Raw genomic sequence first — 26156 nt, 5'->3', positions numbered from 1 at the left:
GGGGAACCCCGCACAGCTAGACACAAAAAAAGCCGCGTTAATAAATAACGCGGCTTTTTATTTGCGCGGGATAAACCCGCGCCTACAAATTAAAACGTGTAGTTATACTGCGCACCAAATAAGTATGCATGGCCTTTTGATTCAAAGCCCCACTGCTGACCTAAGCCATCAGATTCAGTAAAGTTTTGTGTTTTACCACGGAGAATACTCATACCAATATCTAGGTTTGCTTGTTCGCTCATGGTGTAGTTAACACCAAACGAGTACCAAAAACGGTCAGTATCAGGGATAGAAATTGACAGGTGTTTTTGATCGGCTGGTGATTCATCATAAGCAATACCAGCACGTAATAGTACAGCATCGTTAAACTGATAATCGCCACCGATTGAGTAACGCATTGAGTTTGAGAAGTGCTCATCTTTAGAGAATACAGGTGTATCTTTGCCTGGAACATAAGCTTCTAGCTTTTGGAAACTATCCCAACCAGTCCATAATACACTGTAGTGTAAGCCTGTTTTCTCATCTAACTGGTGTGTACCAGAGAACTCAGCAATCGCAGGGAGAGTGATTTCAACACTTCCAGGTACACTTACGCCAGCTAGGCCACCGATTTGTGCAGGTAATTGGTTAGAAAACTCGCCATCAAATGTGATATCTGTCTCGCTACGATAGTTAAAACCAAAGCGACTATTTTCATCAATCTGATAGCTAGCTCCTAAGTTCCAACCAAAGCCAGTATCATCGCCTTCTAAATGTACTGCTTGAGTTTGTGCTGGTAAACCTAATGGATTGGCACCAAAGTTACGAATGATTTTCGCATCTGCATAAACATAGTTTAAGCCAAGGCCAACACTAAATTGCTCATTGATTTTGTATGAACCACTTACGTTCATATTTACAGTAACAATCTCTGTTTCACCTGCAAGCTGGCCTGCAGGGTAATCTGCTTCAAATTCAGTTGATAAACCAAAATTTGAAAACGCACCAAAACCAACAGCAAACTTGTCATCGATAGGCATTACAAAATAACCTGCAGGAACAAAAGCGGCTGGCGCAATACTGCTGTCGTTTAGTTGACCAGGGTTAACTGATTGATTACTAGCTTCAGTGCCACGAAGGCTGACATCTGGAATGACAGCAATACCTGCAATACTTAGCTGCTGCTCTTTAAATACAGACATAAGAGCTGGATTACGCGCAACTACAGAGGCATCATCAGCCACAGCTGCTTCACCAGCATATGCACGCCCTAAGCCAGAGGCATTTTGCTCTGCAAGCTGGAAAGCCGCTGCAAACGTATCTGCAGACATAACAGCAAGTGATGCTGCAATTAAAGTTTTTGTAAATTTCATTGTGTTTCCTTAACCAAACTAAATGTTTGGGTTCCCATGTGTTGTCTCTAATTATTAGGAGTAAGTTACTTCAAAACCTTAGCACAGTACCTTACTTTTAAATAAAAAACTGTAACAAAGCGTTAAAAAACACCATAAAAACCATTTTTTAACAGCAAAGTAACAGTTTTTTAAAACTCATCGGATAAGTTACAATAAAACTCACTTGCAATTAATTATCATTTAGATTGACTTGCTTGATCAGCACTATTAGACTGCCAAACAAGACTAGCAAAGGAGATGAAGCGGTGGAAATAGGATTAATTATTGCTGCGTTGGCTTTTTGTGGGATAAGTGTATATTGCTTTTGCAAAGCTAATTTTTGTGCCTGCACCAGAGCTGGCGAATGCGATAACCCTGTTAACCATTATTGGTTAGGTGCCATTGTCTGTGCTTTAGTCGCACTAGTATGCTGCTGTAGTGCGTTACATTCAGAAAATGGGACTTTATTGTGGCTACTATTAATGGTGAGTTGCTTCAGTGGTGCGCTATTATCGGCTAAGCAATCAACTAAAAAACACTGTGACAAAGCAATAACCAAAAAACCGCTTAAACCAACAGATGCTCTTTTAACAAACGAGCCAAATTAAGCTGATAATCTAATGGTTTGATACTCGCTAAAATCTTTAAGTCATGATCTGGTGAAGTTAAATCAACATCTTTTGCCGTAATATGATGACTATGCTTAGCATTATAGAAAACTTTAACTTTAGGTTGAATGGGGTTCTGATGATTACCTTCGGTTACTAATGCCAACCGTTCATTAGTTAATTTAACAATCGTGCCGACTGGATGTACACCTAAACACTTAATAAACCGCTGTACTAACTCGCCATCAAACATGTGTTTATTAGCAAGTAAATAGCGCAGTGCGTTGACCGGTTCATCACCTAATTGATGGGGCCTGTCCGCTGTCATCGCGTCATACACATCAACTATCGCCATAATTCGTGCTGGTCGACTAAGTTTTTCACCCAGAAGACCTCGAGGATAGCCACTGCCATCTAAGCGCTCATGGTGATTAACTATCATATCAAGCATTAATGGGGTAATGCCTTTTTCGCCTTTTACCAAGCCTAAACTTTGCGCTACATGCTTTTTAATCGCTTGCATCTCAAGTTTATTTACTTTTTCAGGTTTAGAAAAAATCCCTTGTGGTAATTTAGCTTGCCCCAAATCGTGCAGCAAGGCACCCATGGCAAGCTCTTGCACAACACTTTCTTTGTAACCTAAGTACTTGGCAAATACAGTGACAAAAATAGCGCAGTTAGTCATATGTCGCCAGTTGTACATATGCTTATCTTTAATGCGGGTTAAAATAGTCATTGCATTATGATTACGAAATACCGATGCCACAATATCTTTAGCTATACCATCAAGCAGTACGATATTCATCTTTAAGCCTGAGGTAACGTCGCCATATAAACTTTGTAAATTACGATTATGTTGCTCATAGCTCACACTCGCTTTAGCAAACTCTTGCTCAACTGAAATAACCTTTTTTATCTTTAATTTATTAGGGTTATTGGCCGTTGCAGCAGCGACTTCAGGTTTGAGCTGATATTTGGCAGGAACACTCACATCACTTTGCGTAAAATCTATCAGCAGCTCTTGAACTCCTTCGGATACCAAGCGCTTAATGATCGATTTATCGCGAACTAGGCCGCGAGTTTTGATTTTTATACTATCAACCCCCTCAAACTGCTTGCTAACACTGTCAACAAACATTCCTGGTACGAGTTCAGAAATTGGAAGGGTAATAAGCATATAAAGTGATTAATTCATTTCAAAAAATAATAATTACTGATTATCAACGATCCACTACAAATGTCTATAACAAAAGTAACGAATACGAAATAAGCACTAGGAAATGATGAATTGGTAAGTTGGCGAGTCAATAATAGTTATGGATTACACTAGGTCCTAGTGATTAGGACCTAGTGGCTAACACATTACTCTTGGAAGTAAGTGCCCCAGCCGTCGTATTCTACGTCGGTGTCGATCGCAAGTTGTGCTAGTTTATCAACATCTTCCATTATTACGTCAACATCTAACTCAGCTTCAACAACGATGTCAAAGCCCCAAATCTTACTGCCGTCTTCAAGCTCAAGCTCTGCAGGCTCTTCAACGTCATAGCCTAGTTTAAACGCAGCGAGTGCAGCTTGCTCAAGCTTGACAAAGTCTTCGCAAACAAAGTGATGTTCTACTTCGTATAAGATCTCAGGATCAGAACCATCTTCTAATAACGAAGTTACAATGTCTTCACTAATTTCACGCCAATTTTCCATTACTTTTCTCTCACTTGAGCATCTAATTCAGTTATTCTAGCAGCCATTTTGCTATGAATACGCTTTGCGTGTTCACGTGCTCCAATCGTTTTATCAAGTGGTTCTGGCGCTAACATGTCTATGTAGATTATACCATTGTCCCAGCGATTTAGCTTAATGGTTTTATATGTTGTGCTCATACATACAGGTACTACAGGTACATCCGCATTTAAAGCCGTGTGAAATGCACCTGTTTTAAATGGTAATAAGCCACGTCCGTAACTGCGGGTTCCCTCTGGGAAAATCCACACTGACAGGCCTTTTTGTTTGATTTTATCGGCCGATTTAGTGATCGTGCCAGCCGCTTTAGAGCGATTACCTCGATCAATTAAAATATTGCCCGAAAGCCAATATAGCTGTCCAAAAAATGGGATCCACTTAAGACTTTTTTTACCTAAACTGACACAGTTTTTTGGTACCGCCGCCGGTAAAGTGAAAATATCGTAATTATTTTGATGGTTTGCAACATACACTGCAGGGCCACAACTTTGCGCGTCAGGATGGCGTGTAATAACCACGTTTACACCAAGCATTTTAGCCACTGTGCCAAACCAACTTGAAATAATATGTACATTATTTATATGAAAAGGTTTTACTAAACAAAGGAGTAAACCAAATACACAGCTTAATAAAATAAACAATGCCATAATAACAATACGAATAATAGCTAACAAAGAAAACGCTCCAAAAATAATAACGCCAGCATTATAGCGTTATTTTTACCGCTAAACGAGTGTTTAGCGAACACATGTAAGCTTAAAATAATTTTCTGCTTTAAAAACAAACGACCTGCAATAGCAGGCCGTTTTATTCATAGATATAAAAAAAATACTTACTCAGTTTCTGTCGGCTCAATGTCATCATCAATCGCCGTCAACTCTACAACCGCTTCATCGACACGCTGTAAACCACGCGGTAATTTATTACCTCGACGACCACGCTCACCATGATAATGCTCTAAATCACTGGGTTTAAGAGTCAGCTTACGCTTACCTGCATGCAGGGTAACACTGGTACCTTCAGGCACCACTGCCAGCACTTTAACAAACTCTTCACGCGCTTGTACTTTGGCACTTGGGATAGAGATTATCTTGTTACCCTTACCTTTACCTAGTTTTGGTAAATCACGTAATGGGAATAACAACATCCGGCCTTCATTCGATATCGCCATACAGTAATCGTTAGCAACATCATTAACCCTAATTGGCGCTAATAATTGCCCACCTTTAGGCACACTAACCAAGGCTTTACCGTTTTTGTTTTTACTTACTAGATCTACAAAATCAGTAATAAAACCATAACCTGCATCTGATGCCATTAACAGTACTTGTTTGTCTTCGCCCATCACTACATGCTCAAAATTAGCACCTGCAGTGAGGTTAAACCGCCCTGTCATTGGTTCACCTTGGCTTCGTGCCGACGGTAACCCATGCGCATCAGTGGCAAATGCACGCCCAGCAGAATCTAAGAACACCGCAGGTTGATTACTCTTACCACGGGCAGAGGCTTTATATGCATCGCCAGCTCGATAACTGAGCCCTTCAACATCTAAATCATGGCCTTTACCAACACGCGCCCAACCTTTTTCAGACAACACAACGGTTACTGATTCTGATGGGATTAAATCTTTTTCGCTTAATGCTTTCGCTTCAAGACGTTCGACAATCGGTGAACGGCGATCGTCACCATACAGCTCTGCTGCTTCTTGAATCTCTTTTTTTAGTAACGTCGACATACGACGTTCAGAGCCTAAAGTCAGCTGTAATTTATCGCGCTCTTTGGCAAGCTCATCTTGCTCCCCACGAATTTTAAACTCTTCAAGTTTCGCTAAATGACGTAGTTTTAATTCAAGGATTGCTTCGGCTTGGATGTCTGTAATACCAAAGCGTTCCATTAACACAGGCTTTGGCTTGTCTTCGCTACGAATAATCTCAATAACTTCATCAATATTTAAAAAGGCTGCAAGTAAACCTTCTAAAATATGTAAACGAGCCAATACTTTATCTAAACGATATTGCAGGCGACGGCGCACTGTTTCACGACGGAACACCAGCCACTCAGTTAAAATGGTTCGTAAATCTTTTACCTGCGGACGGCCATCAAGACCAAGCATATTGATATTAACGCGGTAATTTTTTTCCAAGTCTGTAGTGGCAAATAAATGAGCCATTAACGGCTCCACTTTAATGCGATTAGAACGCGGAATGATGACAATCCGGGTTGGATTTTCGTGATCAGACTCATCACGTAAATCAGCCACCATAGGCAGCTTTTTGGCATTCATTTGCGCTGCGATTTGCTCAAGTACTTTACCACCAGAACATTGATGTGGCAGTGCAGTAATGACAATATCGCCGTGCTCCTCTGTATAAATAGCGCGCATTTTTATCGAACCACGGCCGGTTTGATAAATTTTACGAATATCCGCTTTTGAAGTAATTATTTCAGCTTCAGTTGGGTAATCGGGAGCTTGTACATGCTCAAGCAATTGATCTAGTTCAGCTTTAGGGTTATCCAATAGCAAACAACAGGCACTGGCTACTTCGCGTACGTTATGTGGCGGAATGTCAGTTGCCATACCCACTGCAATACCCGTAATACCATTGAGTAAAATATGTGGTAAGCGTGATGGTAATACTTGTGGCTCGTCCATTGTGCCATCAAAGTTTGGCGTCCAATCAACAGTCCCTTGGCCAAGTTCTTTTAACAGTACTTCTGAGAACTTAGATAAACGCGCTTCGGTATAACGCATTGCCGCAAATGACTTTGGATCATCTGCAGCACCCCAGTTCCCTTGCCCATCAACTAATGGGTAACGATAAGAAAACGGTTGTGCCATTAACACCATCGCTTCATAACAAGCGCTATCACCATGAGGATGGTACTTACCGAGTACATCACCAACGGTACGGGCTGACTTTTTATATTTAGCCGTTGCCGATAACCCCAGTTCGCTCATGGCGTAAATAATACGACGTTGTACTGGTTTTAGACCATCGCCAATATGTGGCAATGCCCTATCCATGATCACATACATGGAATAATTCAAATAGGCGTCTTCGGTAAAACGCCCCATTGTTTGTTGCTCAATTCCTTGCAATAGCAAGGTATCTGTATCACTCATCAAAGCCTACCTAATTTTTTTTATAGCTTACACGGTAGATCACATTGGCATAATCATCGGAGAGCAATAAGCTGCCATCGGCAAGTTCTGCAAAAGCAACCGGACGACCCAATGTTTCTTCGTTTTTCATAAAGCCCGTAATAAACGGCGTGTATTTTATCACACGTCCTTGCTCAATAGTGGCAACTGCCACTTTATATCCAGATTTTTTACTGCGGTTCCAAGAGCCGTGTTCAGCAACAAATAATTGTTGCTTATAATTAGCAGGAAATTGTTTACCTTGATAAAAATGAATCCCTAATGGGGCTACATGCGCACCCAAGGCTAAAGCTGGGGCACTGTAATCGGCAATATTTTTACCTTTACCAAATTCAGGATCTAAGATGGCACCTGCATGCACATACGGAAAACCAAAATGTTCACCTTCGGTTGTTAAGCGGTTTAGTTCATCCGGTGGAAGATCATCACCCATCATGTCTCTGCCATTATCACTAAACCACATCGCTTGGGTGCTAGGATGAAAGTCAAAGCCAACAGAGTTACGCACACCTTGTGCTAACGTGGTCATTTGTTTGGTGTTTACATCCAATGAAAATATTCGCCCATAGCGCTCATCTTCAGCGCAAATATTACAAGGTACGCCCACAGGAATGATCAGCTCGCCGGTTGGTGAGAAGCGTAAAAACTTCCAACCGTGATGACGTTCTGTCGGTAATGCGTCGTAAACCACTTCATATTTAGGTGCTTTCAATTGTGTATCAATATTTTTGAAGCGAATAATACGTTGCACTTCAGCAACATATAAGTCGCCATCTTTGATCGCTAAACCTGAAGGCATGGTTAAACCACTGGCCACCAAAATTTGTTTATCGGCAACCCCATCACTATTGTGATCAATCAGTGCATATACATTGCCCGCGTTTCGCGAGCCAACATACACAATACCTTTTTTAGATACTGCTAATTGCCGTGCATTTTCCACATCACTGGCAAATATGTTTACAGTAAAGCCATCAGGAACACTGAGTTCTTTAAGGATTTCTTTTGCTGCTAAGGGAGTACTTAGCAAGCCTAATGTTAATACAGAAACTAGTAATTTATTCATCGATTTCTACCCTATTACGGCCATGATCTTTTGCGGCATATAACGCATTGTCTGCTTTTTTAAATAAATCTTTAAATGAGCCTAGTTGCGCTTGCTTTTGCGCCACACCAAAACTTGCAGTGACTTTGATCTCATTTCCATCACTGATTATACGTTCTTTTTCAATCTCAGTTTTAATTCGATTAGCAATTTCAGTGGCTTCAGCTAGAGTGGTATTGTTGAGTACCACTAAAAACTCTTCACCACCAATGCGCCCTAGAATATCATTCTCTCTGATCGCTCGCAGAGATGTATTCGTGATCGCTTGTAACACTAAATCCCCTGCCGGGTGGCCAAAATCATCATTAATGTTTTTAAAGTGGTCTAAATCAAAAGCAATCAAACAAAAATTGTGATCGTCTTTTTTTAACTGTTGCCACTGTAACTGAGCTAACTCTATTATTTTACGTCTATTAGCCACACCAGTTAAAACGTCCGTATTGGCTAGCACACTAAATTTGCGCTTTAAACTATATTGTCGCCATGAAAAAATTAACAGCAATAAAAATAATAATAGTACGCTTAGCATAATGGTTTTTTGTAATGCTTGCTGTTGCTTAATTTCTTGTAATGCAAATTCGCTAAGTTCTTTATCTTTTTCAAGCAGCTGTCGTTCAATTTCTACTTGTTTAGTATCAAACTGAACTTGATAGCGAGAACGGGATAACTCTCGCACTTTATTATAATGTTGAGCATTTAAAGCGATAAGATCTTGCTGATGTAAGTACGCCTGCTGATAATCTTGTTGCTGCACCGCAAGCTGAGTAAGCAAGCGGGTTAACTTCAATAGTGATGTGATACTGTTTTCTATCGGAATTTGCTTCGACAACTGCTGCGCTTTAGTTAAGGTTATCGTGGCTTGCTCAGGCAAATTCAGTGCTAACTCAATACCTGCTTGAGTATAGAAGTGGTTAGCAATGGTAACTACATCTTCAAGCCTGTCAAAATATTGATTACTCAATGACAAATAATGGCTAGCTTGAGCCATATTTTGCTCTAATAAATATGCTTCCGCTAAGATAATATAACCGTAGTACACTAATTTTTCATTGGCTAACTTTTTGCTCAACGTCAGTAATTTCTGACTACTTGCAATCGCCTCTTGGCTGCGCCCCATCTTTAAATAAACTTTAGCTAAATGAAAATACGACACTAAACTGTCAAACGCTAAGTCATGTTTTAAAAAATAATCTAATGCCTTAGTTTGCACTTCAATTGCTTTGTTGTAATCAAACAAATATTCGTACGATTTTGCCATTGTTGATTCTATGTAGGCTAAATCAAGTAAACTTCCACTACGCTTAATAATTACATAACTTTTATAGAAGTAATCTAATGCCCGAATATCATCATGGTTATACACATAAAAATTAGCTAAAGCGCCATATACATCACTTTTTAGCTTATCATTATCAAGTTGTTCAACTAACTTTTTGGCAGTCATTAAAACCGCTAATGATTTTTCAGTTTGCCCAGTAAAATTGTAAATATCCGAGTTTACTAAGTAGTAGCTTATCAGCGCATCACTACTTAGTGAGTTTAGCTGCTTCGCTATTTGCTGTTCCAATTCAATGGATTTAGTTATTTCACCATTTAACAAGTAATTTTCAGCTAAATTGAGTTGTAACCTTGTGCGTTGTAACACTGTTAAGCGACTCGTATGCTCTACTAATAATAGCGCTACAAACTCAATGGCTTGGCCTGGATCCTGAATGCTTTTTTCGTGGGCGGTATGCAGTTGTGTTGTTAACCATTGCTCATCAAAAGCGGTTTTTTGCTGTGCTTTTAAAGGTGCGCAGTACAAGTACAAACAAGTAACAAGAATCGTTAATAAAACTAAACTGTTTAAATGTTTAAAACAACTCCCTTGCTGTACTTGCATGGCATTACACCCTTGAAAAATCACACTTGAGCACGATTACCGTGGTCTTCTAACCATTGACGACGATCTGATGAGCGCTTTTTCGCCAGCAACATATCCATCATTTCCATGGTTTCCACTTCATCCTCTAAGGTTAGCTGGACTAAGCGGCGAGTATTAGGATCCATGGTCGTTTCGCGTAGTTGCAGTGGGTTCATTTCACCCAAGCCTTTGAAACGCTGAACGTTTACTTTACCGCGTTTTTTCTCTGCTTCAATACGCGCTAGGATGCCGGATTTTTCATCTTCATCAAGGGCATAATAAACATCTTTACCAATGTCGATTCTAAACAACGGTGGCATAGCTACATATACGTGACCCGTTTTCACCAACGTTGGGAAATGACGAACAAATAGTGCACACAACAAAGTCGCAATATGCAGTCCATCGGAGTCAGCATCCGCTAAGATACAAATTTTATTATAGCGCAACGAAGAGATATCAGTTGAGTCAGGGTCGATACCCAGCGCCACAGAAATATCATGCACCTCTTGTGACGCTAAAATTTGCCCAGACTCAATTTCCCACGTATTCAAAATTTTACCACGTAGTGGCATTATTGCCTGAAACTCACGATCACGTGCTTGTTTAGCTGAGCCACCAGCTGAGTCACCTTCTACTAAAAATAGCTCTGTACGGTCGTTATCTGCAGCGCTACAGTCGGTTAATTTGCCCGGTAATGCGGGACCTGCGGTAACACGCTTACGCACCACTTTTTTGGCTGCGCGAAGACGTTTCTGTGCATTAGAAATACATAACTCTGACAGTAACTCAGCAGTATCGGTGTGCTCATTTAACCATAAACTGAATGCATCTTTTACCACCCCAGATACAAATGCCGAGCACGAACGAGAAGATAATTTCTCTTTGGTTTGACCGGCAAATTGTGGATCTTGCATTTTCACTGATAAAACGTAGCTACACCGTTCCCAAATGTCATCGGGGGTGAGCTTAACGCCACGCGGCAGTAAGTTTCTAAATTCACAAAACTCACGCATAGCCTCAAGTAAACCTTGTCGCAAACCATTTACGTGAGTACCGCCTTGCGCAGTTGGTATTAAGTTAACGTAACTTTCAGCTATCGATTCACCGCCTTCAGGTAACCAAACAACCGCCCAATCAGCACCTTCCGTTGAACTTGAAAACTCACCGGTAAATGGGTCTTTTGGCAGTACTTCGTAACCTTTAACAGCTTCGTTTAAGTAGTCTTTAAGGCCTGTTTCGTAATACCACTCTTGGGTTTCTTTGGTTTGTTTATTAACAAACTTAATACGTAAACCTGGGCAAAGTACGGCTTTAGCTTTTAATAAATGATGTAATTTAGTCAACGAGAAATTAGCTGAGTCAAAGTAGCTTACATCAGGCCAAAAACGTACAGTTGTACCTGTATTACGTTTACCTACGGTGCCTATAACATGAAGATCTTCAACTTTATCACCGCTTTCAAACGCCATCATGTATTGTTGTGCATCGCGGCGCACAACCACTTCAACGCGCGTTGATAATGCATTAACCACGGAGATCCCTACCCCGTGCAAACCACCTGAAAATTGGTAGTTTTTATTAGAGAACTTGCCACCAGCATGCAGCTTGGTAAAAATCAATTCGACCCCAGGAATACCTTCTTCTGGGTGAATATCGATAGGCATACCACGGCCATCATCGCTAACTTCTAGCGAATTATCTTCATGCAAAATGACATCAATTCTAGTGGCATGTCCGGCCATGGCTTCATCGACACTGTTATCAATAACCTCTTGTCCTAAGTGATTAGGACGGGTGGTGTCGGTGTACATACCAGGGCGGCGTTTAACAGGTTCTAACCCATTTAATACTTCAATGGCTTCGGCGTTATAATTTTGCTGACTCATAGTTTTTATCTTTTATGCGCTTAGCTATGTTTTACGTGATTTTAAGAAAATCTACAATACTAGCAATGGAGTCATCAAAGCCAACAAAGCTATGATCACCACCAAATTCTATCTGTTGCTTGCATTGTGAATAATATTTAACGGCCTGCTGATAATCCAGTACTTCATCACCCGTTTGCTGTAATAAGTACAGTAATGATGGGCGCTCTAAGCTAGGTATCGACAGTGATTTTAACGCGTTAATATGACTATTGTTGAGCTCGTAATGGCTATCCTGATAGGGATTATAGTTCGGCCCTAACAAAGAACTCAACAATAAATAAGGCTTAACCGCAGGGTTTATAACCACTGCTGGTAACTGATATTTTTGCGATAAATAAGTGGCGTAAAAACCACCTAAAGAACTGCCAAGTAATACAGTATTTGGCGTTAATAATTGTTCAATTTGAATTATCGCATGAAACGGTTCATGGCTTAGCCGTGGCACACAATAATCAACGTCATAGTGTGCCATATACTCACCAAAGCGGACAGCTTTAAATGAATGTTCGCTGCTATTAAAACCATGAATATAAATTACTCGTTGGGCCACATCAGTTCCGAGTTAATTAATAGATTTGCACTGTTTGTTGGCTTTGATATTGTCAACAATCGATAACCAGGCCCCGCATTGTGTTGCTGCCAGTCATCGGTGTGTTTAGTAAACTGCACTGAGCTTGCTGGCGTGGCAAAAATCTCAATACTTCTGAATTTAAATTGATAGTCATTGTGAACATGACCATGAAATAACTGCCTTACTAGCGCGCTATTATGCAATACATTAAGTAGTTGCGGGCCATTTTCGAGCATATGCTTGTCTAGGTAACCATTAATAGGTAATGGATTATGGTGGCAAAAAGCCACGCTCGGCGACTGTGTAGTCGCTAATAAATCAGCGAGTTCATTTAAATCGGCTTCGCTTACCCAACCTGCTGGTGTTGGCCCTTTAGAGCTAATTAACAACACTTCAAAGCCATCGGCAATTAACCGTTTTGCACTATTGATTTGACCACCAGAAATACGCTGCATCGCACTGATATCATCATGATTACCAGGCAGCCAAAAAACAGGGCAAGTAAGCGCTGAGTCGGCAATCAGCTGAGCAAACAACAAATATGATGCAAAACTGTGATCTTGGGTTAAATCGCCACCAAAGATCACAGCGTCTAATGACTGGTGTGCCATATCAGCAAGCGCGCGAGAAAAGTGCTCAGCGGTATTGACCGCAAAATACTCCCCTTGTGGGTCTGCAAATAAGTGACAATCGGTAATATGCGCTAAGCGCAGCTGAGTATTATTGAACTGCGCCGACTCATCAAACCAGGCCATCATTTATATCCCAGTTAAGTACCGCTCGACCACTTTCAACACACGCCACTAACCAATCATACAAAAACGCATTAAGTTGATATTTTTCATCTTTTTGATGCATTTGCGGATTAGGGTAACCATATGAAGGTTTGATCCTTTGATGGTAATCATGGTGAATTATTTCAGCAACTTTTGCATCGTGATATAAACGCACAGTTAAAAACAGCGGATTAAACCCTTTTAACATACCGGTTAATTGGGTTATTGAAATATCCATCGTGTATTTAGCACAGCCATCCACCTTAATTACAAACTGGTTATTACCCAATTGTACTTGACGTGTATTGCCTTCTTTGCGCTCATTGGGCAGCAATTTTAAAGCACGTAAGTAGTTATGCTCACATAACGTCAAGTATTTAGGAAGACTCTGAATATATCGTTGTTTCACTGCAAGTGCTGTCACATTACCGCCATAAAGTTAGAGGTTAAGGGTAGTCTATTACTATTTTAGCTGCGCTGATTAATTATACGTTCGCGATTAAGCGCTAACCACTGCAATGAAATTACCGAGGCAGCATTATCTATCTCACCGGTTGCTAAACGCGCCATTGCATCATCAAAACTGAGAATATGCGTTTTAATATCTTCACCTTCAGTTGCAAGTCCATACACGTCACTTTGCAGCTGGCTTAAATCCGTTTTTGCAAGATAAAGATGTAACCGCTCAGTAGTCCCTCCTGGGCTTGACAGGTACGATAGCATAAACTCCAATTCGCTCAGTACTAAGCCCGCTTCTTCAAATGCTTCGCGCCTAGCGACATCTTCATAATTAGTACTGCCATCGGTCATGCCTGCTATACATTCTAATAACCAAGGTGACTGTTTAGTTCTTATCGCGCCAATACGTATTTGTTCTATCAATAAAATACTGTCTGCTATGGGATCATACGGTAAAACTGCAACCGCGTCACCGCGTTCGAGTATCTCACGACGGATAGTCTCTGATTGACCCCCCGCAAATAATGCATGTTCAAACTGATATAAGTTAATATTAAAAAAGCCGCTATAAAGTACTTCTATAGGAGCAATTTTAACGTCTTGTTTGGTAAATTTTGTGAGCTTTTCATCAGCCATGAAGTTTCCTATTACACATGCTATTACTTGAATTTAAACCTAGATACTTACTATCATGTCCGGGGATTATACCCAAACCACCTCAAGATGCAGAATCCAGCGTTTCACAGGGGCTTAATATCAAGGCGTTACTTTGCAACAATGGCAGTCCCTTTTAAGAAGTAACAACGATGAGAGTAAGTTCCTGTGAAACGCCCAGAGGGTTGGTTTAAAAGCGATTTATACTGCGTTATTGATTTTAATAATAGAACCACTATAACTTACAATCAATGCCTTGCCTAAATCGCTTTTAATTCCAACTGAAACTCGCATCTTGAGGTGGTTTGGGTATATATTCTGTTACACTTGTTTACGCTGTTTTACGCAAATTTTTTTTTGTTCTTAAGTAAAACAGGTTACCATGCTTTTAGAACGTAAATTGTCTAAGGACTGAACGAATAATGAAAAAAAACATTCTTGCTGCGCTGATTGGTATATCTTGCGCATTAACTGCCACAGCGTCAAATGCTGAAGACTTATTACAAGTTTATGAAATCGCCACAGCTAACGATCCTACTGTTTTAAAAGCAAAAGCCCAAGCAAACGCACAAGCTTATAACAGTGACCGTGCAATGAGCGCATTATTGCCACAAATCGGTTTTTCTATGGGGTATGATAAAACCGATAGCACATCATTTAATGGTACTGATGCGGCAGGTTACACCAAGGTCGATAGCGATTCAGATACATTCAGCCGTGGTCTTAAACTAAGCCAGACACTGTTTGATTTAGGTGCATGGAATTCACTCGGTATTGCAGACAAACAAGCGTTGCAAGCAGCTGCTCAATATGACTTTGCCAAGCAAGATCTCATTGTTCGTGTTGCTGATGGCTATTTCAACGTATTAAGTTCGATTGATAACTTAGAATTTGTACAATCTGAAAAACGCGCTATTGAACGTCAACTTGAGCAAACCAAACAGCGTTATGCAGTAGGCTTAACGGCAATTACCGATGTGCATGAAGCGCAAGCACAATTCGATAACTCGGTTGCCCGCGAAATCGTTGCCAGAAACGGCGTTGAAACCGCCCGTGAGCAGCTTCGCGAAATCACCGGTAAATATCACGCTAAGCTGGATATGTTAAACACTGAGACTTTCTCTACAGTTCAACCAGCAAAAAAATCACCCGATTATATTAAGCTTGCAGAACAAAATAATTTAACTCTGCAGGTCTCTAAAGTAACGGTTGATATCGCTAAAGATCAAATTGATTTAGCACAAGCGGGTCATTACCCTAAGCTGACTTTAGATGCCAGCTACGGTGATACACTAACTGATAGCAATAGCAACACTGCGCGCCCACGTGGTGATAGTACAAATATTGGCATTAACTTTAGTGTGCCAATATATTCAGGCGGTGCTACTACTGCAGCGACTGAGCAAGCACGTGCTTTTTATGTTGCTGCAAGTGAAGATTTAGAAGCAAGTCTACGTGGCGTAACCCGTTCGGTGATCACCTCTTATAATCAAGTAGTATCAGATATTGCGACCTTTAAAGCCCTTGAACAAGCAGTAGTTTCTGCTGAAAGTGCATTAAAAGCCACTGAAGCTGGTTTTGAAGTGGGTACTCGTACTATTGTTGACGTACTGGTCAGTACACAAAACTTATTTAACGCCAAACGTAACCTCGCTGATGTACGCTATCGCTACGTTGTATCAACGCTACGCTTAAAACAAGCAGCGGGCACGTTAACAAGTAATGATTTACAAGCCATCAACCAAGGTTTAAAAGAAATCCAATAAAGATAAGCTTAACATTACTCATTTAAAAGCCAGCAACTTGCTGGCTTTTTTGTATTTTTTTATTCATCCAGTTAAACTAGCTTCTTTTGCATATGAGATACTTCTGTGGTCAACAACTCCCCATTTAAATGGTCTTTCTTGGGCCCTCGTTATTGGTTTACTTGGTTTGGCGTATTTATTTTGTATATAATTTCTTGGCTACCGCAGAAATTACAACTTGCATTGGGCCGACTGCTAGGTCGCTTAGTCCATCGTTTTATGAAAAGTCGTCGCCATATTGCTGAAGTCAATATTAAACGCTGCTTTCCAGATATGCCCGCAGCCGAACAACAAGCATTAGTACTTTCTAACTTAGAAAATACCGGTATAGGTATGATTGAAACAGCCATGTCATGGTGGTGGCCTGATTGGCGTGTAAAAAAAGTTTGCGGCTCGGTTAAAGGGCTTGAATACTTTGAGCAAATACAACAATCTGGTAAAGGGATTCTAATGATAGTCCCACACATACTGCATCTTGAAATGGCAAGCCGTGTCATGGGATTACACTATCAAGGTATTGGTTTTTACCGCCCCCATAATAATCCGCTAATGGAATATTTTATTACTAATGGTCGTTTACGCTCAAATGAATTTGTGGTTGGCAAACGCGATGTTAAAGGCCTACTCAAAGCCTTAAAAAATAAAAAATTATGTTATTACTTACCCGATCAAGATTATGGCCGCCAACGCTGTGAATTTGCACCTTTTTTTGCAGTTCAAGATACCGCAACTACCACTGGGACTTTGCTATTTGCAGCCAGTAAGCACTGTGAAACCGTCAGTCTTATAAGTCGACGTGACGAACAGGGAAAATATCATTTAGAAGTACGCCCTATGCTTGAAGACTTTCCATCTGGCGATAACCTCGCCGATGTGACTCGTGTAAATCAACGCATTGAAGAAGCTATTAATGCCGCACCAGAACAATATATGTGGGTTCATCGACGCTTTAAAACTAGGCCGGATGAGAACGCCCCCTCTTATTACAAGTGACAACGCCGCTGTAATATGCTTTTATTAGTAAATATAAATACAAGAGTATGAGCCATGTGGTTTTGGGTTAAGCATTTATCACTAGCTGCTATTTTAATTGCCGCAGCGATTTATTTTTTATTAGGTCATGGCCCAGTCATGGACATGAAAGATACTAAAAATGCGGCTGCGCAAGGTTTATCACGTTTTTATTCATCGTTACGCAACCAGGTAAATAAAAGCAATGAACGCGATAAATACGTACTTAAATTAGCTAATCCGGATATAAATATAGATGCGGCGCTGACCGAGCGCGCTAAAGTTGTTGAACCATCCTCACCAAATTGGACTGGTGAGTTAATGCCGAGACGCTTTGAAAATGGCTCGACTTTAAAAAAAGTATTAACTGATTACGCACGCGATGAAGATATCGTTCTGTATTGGTATTTAAGTAAAGACTATGTGATCAAAGAACACTTTCGAGTGGATAGCAATTTTAATTCAACGCTTTATCAAGTTGGCCGGGCGATAAATGATGACTTTGAAAACGAAGTTTATACCTTCTTTTGTTTTAAACAGCGAGCAGCCGTGATCACCGAGCTGCCCTCTGAATATGTGCGCGAAAACTGTAAGCGCCTAAGAAGTTAAGCGCTTAACTCAAATATCTGCTGCCATGCTTGTGTAACAAATGCGATGTCTTTCGCAAATTCAGCTTTTGTTACACAACGTCCCTGCTGATCTAGACTCAACACATGATAACGCGAGCGATAATCAATATAGGCTGTAATAAGCCCTTGCTTGATCTCATCACTAATACAACCAAGCCTTGCTGCATCGGTTAAAATCCTTACGTTGTCTGAGTAAGTAGTTAGTTGCTCCAAGCTATAAGCGTTATCAAGCACTAAATATTGAGTCAGAAACTCAATATCAGCAATGCCGCCAGTATCTTGTTTTAAATCAAACTCAATATCGTTGCCTTTCGCTAAATGTGTGCGCATTTTTTCACGCATGGTGATCACATCGTCTTTAAGCTTTTGCGGGTCGCGCTGCTGGCACAAAATGCCTAAGCGAATTTGCGCAAAGCGCTGCTGTAATTCGGGTTGCCCAAAAATCATCCGAGAACGCACTAGCGCTTGATGTTCCCATGTCCAAGCTTGCGTTTGCTGATAGTGGTTAAAGCTCTCAAGATTGATTGCCATTAACCCTGAGGCACCTTCTGGGCGTAACCGCGTATCTAGTTCATATAAAATACCCGACGCCGTTCGAGTATTAAATAAATGCATTAGTCGCTGTGCTAATTTTAAATAAAACTGCCGTGAATCAATCGCTTTAGTGCCATTAGTTTGCTCTGAGCCATCACTATTATGTACAAAGACTAAATCGAGATCAGAATCATAACCCACTTCAAAACCACCGGTTTTACCATAAGCTATTACGGCAAAGCCCTTGTGCTCTTCATCAGTATTAGGCGGAATACCAAAACGCTGCGCCATTTGCTGCCAAGCAAGGTTCACCGCTTGCTCAACTATCGCTTCGGCTAATGCTGTTAAATGATCGCTTACTTTCATTACATCTAACACACCGGTTGCATCAGCGGCAGCAATACGTAGTTGATGGGTTTGTTTAAACTGACGCAGTGCTTCCATTTGCTGTTCTAAGTCTGCGCTATCAATACGTAAAAAATACTGTCGTATTTCGTCTTTATATGCAGTCAGTGGTGTAGGCTTATACAGCACCGCAGGATCGATAAGCTCATCAAGTAAAATCGGGTAACGCGAAATATGCTCACCAATCCATTTACTATGACAACACAACGAAACAAGCTGTTTTAACGCGCCTTGGTTTTCAAACAGCAACTCTAAATAGGCTGTTCGTGAAATAACCTTGCTTAATACTTGGCAGATCATACTAAATACGTCACCACTTGCTTGACTGTCTGATAGTTGCTTTAGCATTAATGGCATGAGTTTATCGAGAATATCACGGCCACGATGACCAATTTTAGTTTTCGTTAAGCGGGCTTTAAAATCTTCTAATGGTATTTGCCATGCATCATTTGGGTCGGTTAAAACACTAATATCGGTGTGTTCCCAAGCACTTATAAAAGCACTTTCGCAAGGATCGACTGGCTCACTTTCATAACCAATAACTTGTTCAAATTCACTGTGTATGCCAGCCATAATGTCATTTATTTGCGCTAAAGATGCGCTGAAGTCACTCTGCTCTAACAGGTAATTTAGCCGTTGTTGGTTCAGGCCATCATCTGGCAATGTTTGCGTTTGTTGATCTGCAAAAATCTGTAAATATTGCTCAACTCGCCTTAAAAACAAATAATTGTGGCGTAATAATTTTGCTTCATCTGCGCCAATAACTTGAATGTTTTCTAGCTCCGCCAGTGCTTTTTGCAAGGATTGTGTTTGCAAATTAGCTTCTCGCCCGCCCCTTACCATTTGCAGTGCTTGCACCACAAACTCCACTTCACGGATCCCTCCTGCACCTAGTTTTATATTGTTAGTCAAGCGTTTACGACGTACTTCTTGAGCTATCATTTGTTTCATTTTACGCAACGATTCGATCACTGAAAAGTCAATATAACGACGATACACAAACGGTTTTAATAACTGATAGAATTCATCACTGTAGCGCGTTTGCGGGCCAATTAAACGCCCTTTGAGCATGGCGTAGCGTTCCCATTCACGGCCTTGATCTTGGTAGTAATCTTCCATGGCATTAAAACTCATCACCAAGGGGCCACTTTCACCAAAAGGTCGCAGCCGCATATCGACCCTAAATACTTGTCCATCAACCGTTGTTTGATTAAGTGCGGCAATCAGCTTTTGTGCCACTTTAGTGTAAAACACTTGCGCTTCTAAAGAGCGCCGCCCACCTTGAGTTTTTACACTACGCGGATAAGAAAAAATTAAATCGATATCTGACGAATAGTTAAGTTCTTGGCCACCTAACTTACCCATTCCTAATACCAACATCGCCAGTGGCAGTTGTTGCTCATCGAATGGTTGCCCATTAATCTGAGCAACCTGGGCAAATGCCCAGTTATTGGCACTATCAATTAGCTGATCGGCTAAAGCCGAGATATAGCCAATACTATCGGCTATATCATTGCTGTAACATAAATCTAAACACGCTACTTTTAGCCAATAGCGTTCCCGGTAACGGCGTAAAATTTTATGGCACTGCGCTTCATCAACCTCGGTAAGATTTAAGTCTTGAAATGGGTTAGGACTATCTCGCAAACTCATTTGAGTATCACTGAGCAACATCTCAATTAACTGCGGCTGAGATTGCAGGCAACGCCAGGCAAAGTCACTCAAACCTAACAAATTAATAATTAATTCATTAGCAGGAAGCTCTGGATATAGCTGAAAAAAACGTTCGCTGCCTAAGCCATGCAGTGCTGTTGGGAGTTGTTCGCCTGGTGTCATCAAATACTCTCTTTTATATCAGTCGTAACCGTACTAGAATAGTTAACATAATAATAACCACCCTAGGTTCTCAATGTCATATTTATCTTTATCTAACACTAGTTTACTCGCGATTGCTATCTGTTTTATGGTTATTTGTTTAGCTGTTATTTGTTTGCGGGTAGTAAGTCAACTCAAGGCTAAACAAGCATTAAAAGAAGAACTTGCTCAACATGACAATTTTGCTCTAGGAATTAGTTTTGCGTCAGAAATCAGTGTAGTGATCGCGACTGTAGCATTTTTATTTGATGAAATTAGTATCAGTGCAGCCCAATCAAACCCGCTTAAGATGATTATACTGATAGTACTGTTGTTTACTTTTATTAAAGTAGGCCACTTGATCCACCGCAAGTGGATTTTGCACCGCTTTAATGAAGAAGCCGCCATACTAAAACAAAATGTCTGTGCCGCGTTGGTAGATTCAGGCATGTTGATCGCTAACTGTATTATTACATTAGGGCTATACAGCTGGTCTCATACCCAAGGGTTTAGCAGCTTACTAATTGCTTTTGTCAGCTTCTTTTTACTGCAAACTATTTTTGCCTTAGACAGTAAATTCCGTGAATATCGCTTTGCTCGCGCCAATCAAGGGGCGTCATTACAAAGTAACTTTAATTTAGAAAACACCTCTATTGGCATTCGTTATGCCGGTAAATCCATTGGCCTTGCATTAGCTATCTATGCGGGTCTTGCCAGTGCCACTTTTCACAGTGGTAAAATGGTTGAGAATTTATTCACATTAGCTTTACATTGCGGCACTATGTGGTTATTACTGTATCTATTAACGACTATAATCAAGTTCATCTCTTTGCCAAACATTGATACTGAGCTTGAAATTGATCATCAGGATAATATTGGAATAGCTTGCATTGAATTTGCTGTTTTCAGCGCTATAGGCTATTTACTAATAAGTATGTTTTCAATTTAATATTGAAAATGACGTAATACGTGGGGCCTTATGCCGTTTGAAGTAAATAACTATCTACTGATCGATAACGACAGTGAATTCAGCCGGCAATTCACTGAACATTATTTTGCTCAGCCACACGGCACCAGTCCAAGTACCCTTGTTGTTGCTGGTGCAAATACCCGTCACTTGGTTAAATTAATGTTTGACCAGTTGATCAAAGATTATTGCTACTGCGACTTTAGTAATGAAATTAGCGTGTCAGAACTGGCGAGTTATTTACATGAACACCATGATATTGCCGGTGTACTATACAATCAAACGGATTATTTATTAGCTGATGATAAACAACGATTTATATTCAATTCATTACATTCTGTACGGTTTTTAATTAAAGAGATTGATGATGGATACCTGTTTGAACCAGTCACAGACTTAGCACAAAATAATCACTTATCATGTCAAACCGAAATAGCCGAAACACCGCAAAATTTAGACGCATTATGTGAAAAGCTTAATAATTAGTTAAAATAAAACTTAACTAATTATCACTGACTCACAATAAGTATTTGCACCAAAGAGATGACTTACATACCATAACGATATTAGCTATTTTTGTTGAAGGTCATCATGAGAGTTCCTCATATTTATCAAGCAAGTCCTATTGTAATTGCCACTGCACTTCAGTTAGAAGATGATGCAGCAGGCCACATAGGTCGCGTATTACGGATGAAAGTCGGTGAGCATATTTCGTTGTTTAATGGCCAAGGTGGCGAATATCTTTGCGAACTCATTGAAGTAGGAAAAAAATCAGTCGTTGCAATGCCGCTTGAATTTAATGAAAAAGATGTTGAATCACCGCTGAGCATTCACCTAGGCCAAGGGATTTCTCGTGGTGACAAAATGGACTTTACCATTCAAAAGTCTGTTGAATTAGGGATCACTGAAATCACCCCTATTTTCAGTCAACGTTGTGGCGTTAAATTAAGCGCCGAGCGACTTGCAAAAAAACACCAGCAATGGCAAAAAATAGCGATTGCTGCAGCAGAGCAATCTGGTCGTAACCGGATCACCACGATTCATCCACCGATAGACATCAGCCAATGGCTTGCACAAAGCAGTGATGAAATTAAGCTTACCCTACATCCTCGTGCAGATCACAGTATTAAAACAATCAAAGTACCTAGCGCTGGCGTGCGATTTTTAGTTGGTCCTGAAGGTGGCTTCACTGATGATGAAATTGCCCAGACCAAACAACAAAATTTTGTTGATATCCGTATCGGCCCACGCGTGCTGCGCACTGAAACTGCCGCTTTGACAGTCTTAAGTGCACTACAGCTACAATTTGGCGATTTAGCTAATTGAAATTAGCAAAACCACCCTCATATCAATAGCAACAGATTCAGTAAGGCAACGAACATGGCAATTAAGTTAGGTATAATTTCAGATCCGATCAGCGGATTCAATATCAAAAAAGACACCGGTTTTGCAATGATGATGCAAGCCCAAAGCCGTGGCTATGAAATTTACTACATGGAAATGAATGATCTTTCATTGCGTAAAGGCAAAGCGTATGCCACAGCCGCAAAAGCAACCGTGTTCGACGATACAAACCATTGGTATGAGCTGGAAGAAAAAGCCAGTATCGCACTTGCTGATTTAGATGTTATTTTAATGCGTAAAGATCCACCGTTTGATACTGAGTACATTTACGCAACCTATATTTTAGAACGCGCCGAACTTGAAGGCACGCTTATTATTAATAAGCCACAAAGCCTGCGTGATGCGAACGAAAAGTTATTCACCGCATGGTTTAGTGAGCATACACCTGACACTTTAGTAACCCGTTGTAAGCACCAGATCCGCGCATTTTTGGCTGAACATAAAGACATCATTCTAAAACCTTTAGATGGTATGGGTGGCGCCTCTATTTTCCGTGTGACTGAAAATGATGCCAACATTGGGGTTATTTGCGAAACACTCACCGAACACGGTAGCCGTTTTGCCATGGCACAAAACTATATCCCAGAGATCAAACAAGGTGATAAACGCGTATTGGTGGTCGATGGCGAAGTGATCCCATATTGCCTAGCCCGCATTCCACAAAATGGTGAAACACGTGGTAATTTAGCTGTTGGCGGTCGTGGTGAAGCACGCCCAATCAGTGATTCAGATCGTAGAATTGCCGAAGCCGTTGCACCAACATTAAAAGCGAAAGGGCTTATTTTTGTAGGTCTTGATATCATTGGTGATAAGCTAACAGAAATTAATGTTACAGCGCCTACCTGCGTAAAAGAAATCGAAGCTGCCTATGATATTTCAATTACTGGGCGCTTATTTGATGCCATAGAAAGAAAACTGAGCCATACTTAAATTTACTAACAATAAAGGGGTATCGTTATGCAATCATTAGAAAATCATTTTTTAATCGCAATGCCATCAATGCAAGACCCTTTTTTTAAACGTGCTGTCGCGTATATTTGTGAGCACAATGAAGACGGGGCTATGGGGCTGGTGATCAACCAGCCGATCAATATTACTGTCGGCGACTTGCTCGACAAAATAGAGATTGATAACGACAAATCCACCCACGCAGCAAGTGTTGCAGTATTTGCTGGAGGACCTGTAAAAACCGATCGTGGTTTTGTACTGCATTCTCCAAAAGCAGGTTATAGCGCAAGCCAAGAACTTAGCAGCGAAATCATGATAACCACATCCAAAGATGTGTTAGCAAGTTTAACCACAGCCCAAGCACCAGAACAGTTTATTATTACACTGGGCTATGCGGGTTGGGAGCAAGGCCAGCTCGAACAAGAGCTACTCGAAAATTCATGGCTAATTATAAAAGCCGATCCTGAGATTATTTTTAACACACCGATAGAGCAACGCTGGGAAAAAGCAGTCGCGACGCTCGGTTTTGATATTAGCCAATTAAGTTCGGAAGCTGGCCACGCATAAGCGTGGTCAACCACAATTTTAAAGCACAGAGATAGCATGACTAAAAAACAACTAAAGCCCAAAGGTGAACGCACCGTGATGGGCTTTGATTTTGGCACCACCAGCATTGGTGTTGCTATCGGCCAAGAACTAACAGGAACCGCATCGAGCCTAAGCGCTATCAAAGCCAAAGATGGTATTCCAAATTGGGATTTTATTAAAAAGCATGTCGATGAGTGGCAACCTGATTTACTGGTGGTTGGATTACCGCTTAATATGGATGGCACAAATCAAGAAGTCACCTTTAAAGCTAAAAAGTTTGCCAACCGCTTACATAATCACTATGGACTGCCTGTAGAGACCCAAGACGAACGTTTAACCACAGCAGATGCAAAAGCACGATTATTTGAGCAAGGCGGTTACCGTAGCTTAGGTAAAGGAAATGTGGATAATATGTCGGCTGTTATTATTTTGGAAAGCTTCTTTGAACAAGCTTACGGCTAACTAACGAGTTAACAATCCGTTTAACTAAAATTCTACACGCATTTACTTTTTATTATGCTACAAGGTGAATATTACTGACTAATACTCACCTTTTAGGTAATGCAATATCAATAAGTTAATTATTTACCCTACTGATTTTTAGGGTCCAACCCATCAATGGTTGCGCCTTGTAAAAAACCAGCCCCTTGCTGTTCATTATTTCGAAGCTTAATCATCAAACGTAAATCGTTAGGTGAGTCAGCGTGATGCAAAGCATCTGCATAGTTGATACGTTGCTGTTTATAGAGCTCAAATAACGCTTGATCAAAGGTTTGCATACCCATATCTTTCGCTTTAGCCATGGCTTCTTTAATGCCGCCAATGTCGCCTTTTTTGATAAGCTCGCCGATAATCGGGGTATTTAATAAAATTTCGATAGCAGCTACTCGACCATTGCCATCAGCTGTAGGCACTAGTTGTTGTGCTATGATAGCTCGTAAGTTTAAGGATAGATCATATTTTAGCTTATCGTGCTTTTCTTTAGGCACTAAATGCATAATACGGTCAATTGCTTGGTTAGCGTTATTGGCATGTAATGTAGCAACACATAAATGACCGGTTTCAGCAAAACTAAGTGCGTATTCCATGGTCTCTTGCGAGCGTATTTCACCAATTAAAATGACATCGGGGGCTTGGCGTAATGAGCTTTTTAACGCCGCCTCAAAACTTTCCGTATCTAAGCCAACTTCACGCTGAGTAATAATACTTTTGCGATGTTCATGGACAAACTCAATCGGGTCTTCAATGGTCAAGATATGCCCACGTTGATTACGATTACGGTAACCTAATAATGCAGCCAACGACGTTGATTTACCGGTGCCAGTACCACCGACAAACAGCACTAAACCACGTTTAGCCATGATAACATCAGTCAATGTCGACGGTAGACCAAGCTCAGCAACATCAGGAATTTGCGTAACAATACGGCGAATAACCATACCCGCGCAATCTCGTTGCCAAAATGCCGAGATCCTAAAGCGCCCTTCATCGGTAGCTATGGCAAAGTTGCACTCTTTAGTATTATGAAACTCTGCTTTTTGTTTTTCACTCATCGCTGATTCAACTAATTGCAGCGACTCTTCGTCTGATATTTTTTCGTCGCCAAGTGCAATTAGCTCGCCATTAATCTTTGCGCTGACTGGCAATTGGCTCGATACGAATAAATCCGAACCTTGCTTTTCAATCATCAAATGTAAAAAGTAATCAAGAGAATGTGTCATTACTGCTCCT

24 protein-coding genes are annotated in these 26156 nt (G+C 40.7%); 10 read left to right on the top strand and 14 right to left on the bottom strand.

Features of this window, described 5'->3' with window-relative positions:
- Positions 1 to 89 precede the first annotated feature (89 nt).
- The gene (locus tag H5201_RS07765; protein ID WP_145234979.1) at positions 90 to 1352 is read right to left on the bottom strand and encodes an outer membrane protein transport protein; all 1263 of its coding nucleotides are present in this window, start codon (positions 1350 to 1352) and stop codon (positions 90 to 92) included.
- 287 nt (positions 1353 to 1639) lie between these two features.
- Here H5201_RS07765 and H5201_RS23130 point away from each other — a divergent pair, with 287 nt between their 5' ends.
- Complete coding sequence (locus H5201_RS23130) at positions 1640 to 1981, top strand: hypothetical protein (RefSeq protein WP_259399182.1); 342 nt, start codon at positions 1640 to 1642, stop codon at positions 1979 to 1981.
- On the opposite strand, the gene H5201_RS07755 is transcribed toward H5201_RS23130, so the two are convergent.
- From H5201_RS07755 to H5201_RS07705, 11 genes are all read right to left on the bottom strand, one after another.
- Positions 1941 to 3158 carry an HD-GYP domain-containing protein gene (locus tag H5201_RS07755; RefSeq protein ID WP_182740837.1) on the bottom strand — a complete coding sequence of 406 codons (1218 nt, stop codon included), beginning with the start codon at positions 3156 to 3158 and terminating at the stop codon, positions 1941 to 1943. The two genes, H5201_RS23130 and H5201_RS07755, sit on opposite strands and share 41 nt — an antisense overlap.
- A gap of 185 nt (positions 3159 to 3343) precedes the next feature.
- Entirely contained in the window at positions 3344 to 3679 is a 336-nt protein-coding gene (rraB, locus tag H5201_RS07750; RefSeq protein ID WP_064667208.1) for a ribonuclease E inhibitor RraB, read from the bottom strand.
- Entirely contained in the window at positions 3679 to 4392 is a 714-nt protein-coding gene (locus H5201_RS07745; protein WP_149981260.1) for a 1-acylglycerol-3-phosphate O-acyltransferase, read from the bottom strand. The genes rraB and H5201_RS07745 overlap by 1 nt, the downstream gene beginning before the upstream one ends.
- A 158-nt stretch (positions 4393 to 4550) precedes the next feature.
- Positions 4551 to 6842 carry a DNA topoisomerase IV subunit A gene (gene parC / locus H5201_RS07740; RefSeq protein ID WP_182718448.1) on the bottom strand — a complete coding sequence of 764 codons (2292 nt, stop codon included), beginning with the start codon at positions 6840 to 6842 and terminating at the stop codon, positions 4551 to 4553.
- A gap of 10 nt (positions 6843 to 6852) precedes the next feature.
- The gene (locus tag H5201_RS07735) at positions 6853 to 7947 is read right to left on the bottom strand and encodes a sorbosone dehydrogenase family protein (RefSeq protein ID WP_182784132.1); all 1095 of its coding nucleotides are present in this window, start codon (positions 7945 to 7947) and stop codon (positions 6853 to 6855) included.
- Entirely contained in the window at positions 7940 to 9868 is a 1929-nt protein-coding gene (locus tag H5201_RS07730; RefSeq protein ID WP_182784130.1) for a GGDEF domain-containing protein, read from the bottom strand. The genes H5201_RS07735 and H5201_RS07730 overlap by 8 nt, the downstream gene beginning before the upstream one ends.
- 20 nt (positions 9869 to 9888) lie before the next feature.
- Positions 9889 to 11778 (bottom strand): DNA topoisomerase IV subunit B, encoded by a 1890-nt coding sequence (gene parE, locus H5201_RS07725; RefSeq protein ID WP_182718451.1) that lies wholly within the window; start codon positions 11776 to 11778, stop codon positions 9889 to 9891.
- 31 nt (positions 11779 to 11809) lie between these two features.
- Positions 11810 to 12370, bottom strand: coding sequence for a YqiA/YcfP family alpha/beta fold hydrolase (locus H5201_RS07720; protein WP_182784129.1), 561 nt, complete (start codon positions 12368 to 12370; stop codon positions 11810 to 11812).
- The gene (locus H5201_RS07715) at positions 12355 to 13146 is read right to left on the bottom strand and encodes a metallophosphoesterase (protein WP_182784148.1); all 792 of its coding nucleotides are present in this window, start codon (positions 13144 to 13146) and stop codon (positions 12355 to 12357) included. The genes H5201_RS07720 and H5201_RS07715 overlap by 16 nt, the downstream gene beginning before the upstream one ends.
- Positions 13133 to 13591: a DUF1249 domain-containing protein gene (locus tag H5201_RS07710; protein ID WP_145234962.1), complete on the bottom strand. Its 459-nt coding sequence runs from the start codon at positions 13589 to 13591 to the stop codon at positions 13133 to 13135. The genes H5201_RS07715 and H5201_RS07710 overlap by 14 nt, the downstream gene beginning before the upstream one ends.
- A gap of 44 nt (positions 13592 to 13635) precedes the next feature.
- Positions 13636 to 14262, bottom strand: coding sequence for an NUDIX domain-containing protein (locus H5201_RS07705; RefSeq protein ID WP_149981265.1), 627 nt, complete (start codon positions 14260 to 14262; stop codon positions 13636 to 13638).
- 440 nt (positions 14263 to 14702) lie between these two features.
- Here H5201_RS07705 and tolC point away from each other — a divergent pair, with 440 nt between their 5' ends.
- From tolC to H5201_RS07690, 3 genes are all read left to right on the top strand, one after another.
- Positions 14703 to 16046, top strand: a complete 1344-nt coding sequence (tolC, locus tag H5201_RS07700; RefSeq protein ID WP_149981266.1) for an outer membrane channel protein TolC — start codon at positions 14703 to 14705, stop codon at positions 16044 to 16046.
- A 105-nt stretch (positions 16047 to 16151) separates the two neighbouring features.
- Positions 16152 to 17078 carry an LpxL/LpxP family Kdo(2)-lipid IV(A) lauroyl/palmitoleoyl acyltransferase gene (lpxL, locus tag H5201_RS07695; RefSeq protein WP_182718454.1) on the top strand — a complete coding sequence of 309 codons (927 nt, stop codon included), beginning with the start codon at positions 16152 to 16154 and terminating at the stop codon, positions 17076 to 17078.
- Positions 17079 to 17132: 54 nt separating this feature from the next.
- A complete protein-coding gene (locus H5201_RS07690) occupies positions 17133 to 17705 on the top strand; it encodes a TcpQ domain-containing protein (protein ID WP_145234952.1) in 573 nt (190 codons plus the stop codon).
- Here H5201_RS07690 and glnE read toward each other — a convergent pair.
- A complete protein-coding gene (glnE, locus tag H5201_RS07685; RefSeq protein WP_182739969.1) occupies positions 17702 to 20500 on the bottom strand; it encodes a bifunctional [glutamate--ammonia ligase]-adenylyl-L-tyrosine phosphorylase/[glutamate--ammonia-ligase] adenylyltransferase in 2799 nt (932 codons plus the stop codon). The genes H5201_RS07690 and glnE overlap by 4 nt on opposite strands.
- A gap of 73 nt (positions 20501 to 20573) precedes the next feature.
- Between glnE and H5201_RS07680 the strand changes: the two genes are divergently transcribed.
- The 6 genes from H5201_RS07680 to ruvX all read left to right on the top strand — a co-directional run bounded on the left by H5201_RS07680 (position 20574) and on the right by ruvX (position 24887).
- The gene (locus H5201_RS07680) at positions 20574 to 21467 is read left to right on the top strand and encodes a hypothetical protein (protein WP_149981269.1); all 894 of its coding nucleotides are present in this window, start codon (positions 20574 to 20576) and stop codon (positions 21465 to 21467) included.
- Between the two features lie 30 nt (positions 21468 to 21497).
- A complete protein-coding gene (locus H5201_RS07675) occupies positions 21498 to 21971 on the top strand; it encodes a hypothetical protein (protein WP_145234946.1) in 474 nt (157 codons plus the stop codon).
- 105 nt (positions 21972 to 22076) lie between these two features.
- Positions 22077 to 22811 carry a 16S rRNA (uracil(1498)-N(3))-methyltransferase gene (gene rsmE, locus H5201_RS07670; RefSeq protein WP_182718457.1) on the top strand — a complete coding sequence of 245 codons (735 nt, stop codon included), beginning with the start codon at positions 22077 to 22079 and terminating at the stop codon, positions 22809 to 22811.
- 54 nt (positions 22812 to 22865) lie between these two features.
- Entirely contained in the window at positions 22866 to 23819 is a 954-nt protein-coding gene (gene gshB / locus H5201_RS07665) for a glutathione synthase (RefSeq protein WP_145234942.1), read from the top strand.
- 27 nt (positions 23820 to 23846) lie between these two features.
- A complete protein-coding gene (locus H5201_RS07660) occupies positions 23847 to 24404 on the top strand; it encodes a YqgE/AlgH family protein (RefSeq protein ID WP_145234940.1) in 558 nt (185 codons plus the stop codon).
- Positions 24405 to 24440: 36 nt separating this feature from the next.
- Positions 24441 to 24887 carry a Holliday junction resolvase RuvX gene (ruvX, locus tag H5201_RS07655; protein ID WP_145234938.1) on the top strand — a complete coding sequence of 149 codons (447 nt, stop codon included), beginning with the start codon at positions 24441 to 24443 and terminating at the stop codon, positions 24885 to 24887.
- A gap of 128 nt (positions 24888 to 25015) precedes the next feature.
- On the opposite strand, the gene H5201_RS07650 is transcribed toward ruvX, so the two are convergent.
- Entirely contained in the window at positions 25016 to 26146 is a 1131-nt protein-coding gene (locus tag H5201_RS07650) for a PilT/PilU family type 4a pilus ATPase (RefSeq protein WP_182784127.1), read from the bottom strand.
- Positions 26147 to 26156: the final 10 nt, after the last annotated feature.

Origin of the sequence: Pseudoalteromonas sp. SG43-6, assembly GCF_014164365.1 — a bacterium.
Lineage (GTDB): Bacteria > Pseudomonadota > Gammaproteobacteria > Enterobacterales > Alteromonadaceae > Pseudoalteromonas > Pseudoalteromonas rhizosphaerae.
This window is presented reverse-complemented; position numbering and strand designations above follow the sequence as displayed.

Excerpts from the sequence above, each read along its gene's own strand:
- H5201_RS07735 (WP_182784132.1), bottom strand. The coding sequence starts at position 7,947 with ATGAATAAATTACTAGTTTCTGTATTAACATTAGGCTTGCTAAGTACT.
- gshB (WP_145234942.1), top strand. The coding sequence starts at position 22,866 with ATGGCAATTAAGTTAGGTATAATTTCAGATCCGATCAGCGGATTCAAT.
- rsmE (WP_182718457.1), top strand. The coding sequence starts at position 22,077 with ATGAGAGTTCCTCATATTTATCAAGCAAGTCCTATTGTAATTGCCACT.
- H5201_RS07675 (WP_145234946.1), top strand. The coding sequence starts at position 21,498 with ATGCCGTTTGAAGTAAATAACTATCTACTGATCGATAACGACAGTGAA.
- H5201_RS07730 (WP_182784130.1), bottom strand. The coding sequence starts at position 9,868 with ATGCAAGTACAGCAAGGGAGTTGTTTTAAACATTTAAACAGTTTAGTT.
- glnE (WP_182739969.1), bottom strand. The coding sequence starts at position 20,500 with ATGACACCAGGCGAACAACTCCCAACAGCACTGCATGGCTTAGGCAGC.
- H5201_RS07705 (WP_149981265.1), bottom strand. The coding sequence starts at position 14,262 with ATGGCTGATGAAAAGCTCACAAAATTTACCAAACAAGACGTTAAAATT.
- parC (WP_182718448.1), bottom strand. The coding sequence starts at position 6,842 with ATGAGTGATACAGATACCTTGCTATTGCAAGGAATTGAGCAACAAACA.
- H5201_RS07765 (WP_145234979.1), bottom strand. The coding sequence starts at position 1,352 with ATGAAATTTACAAAAACTTTAATTGCAGCATCACTTGCTGTTATGTCT.
- H5201_RS07680 (WP_149981269.1), top strand. The coding sequence starts at position 20,574 with ATGTCATATTTATCTTTATCTAACACTAGTTTACTCGCGATTGCTATC.
- rraB (WP_064667208.1), bottom strand. The coding sequence starts at position 3,679 with ATGGAAAATTGGCGTGAAATTAGTGAAGACATTGTAACTTCGTTATTA.
- H5201_RS07755 (WP_182740837.1), bottom strand. The coding sequence starts at position 3,158 with ATGCTTATTACCCTTCCAATTTCTGAACTCGTACCAGGAATGTTTGTT.
- tolC (WP_149981266.1), top strand. The coding sequence starts at position 14,703 with ATGAAAAAAAACATTCTTGCTGCGCTGATTGGTATATCTTGCGCATTA.
- H5201_RS07690 (WP_145234952.1), top strand. The coding sequence starts at position 17,133 with ATGTGGTTTTGGGTTAAGCATTTATCACTAGCTGCTATTTTAATTGCC.
- H5201_RS07660 (WP_145234940.1), top strand. The coding sequence starts at position 23,847 with ATGCAATCATTAGAAAATCATTTTTTAATCGCAATGCCATCAATGCAA.
- ruvX (WP_145234938.1), top strand. The coding sequence starts at position 24,441 with ATGACTAAAAAACAACTAAAGCCCAAAGGTGAACGCACCGTGATGGGC.
- H5201_RS07650 (WP_182784127.1), bottom strand. The coding sequence starts at position 26,146 with ATGACACATTCTCTTGATTACTTTTTACATTTGATGATTGAAAAGCAA.
- H5201_RS07715 (WP_182784148.1), bottom strand. The coding sequence starts at position 13,146 with ATGGCCTGGTTTGATGAGTCGGCGCAGTTCAATAATACTCAGCTGCGC.
- parE (WP_182718451.1), bottom strand. The coding sequence starts at position 11,778 with ATGAGTCAGCAAAATTATAACGCCGAAGCCATTGAAGTATTAAATGGG.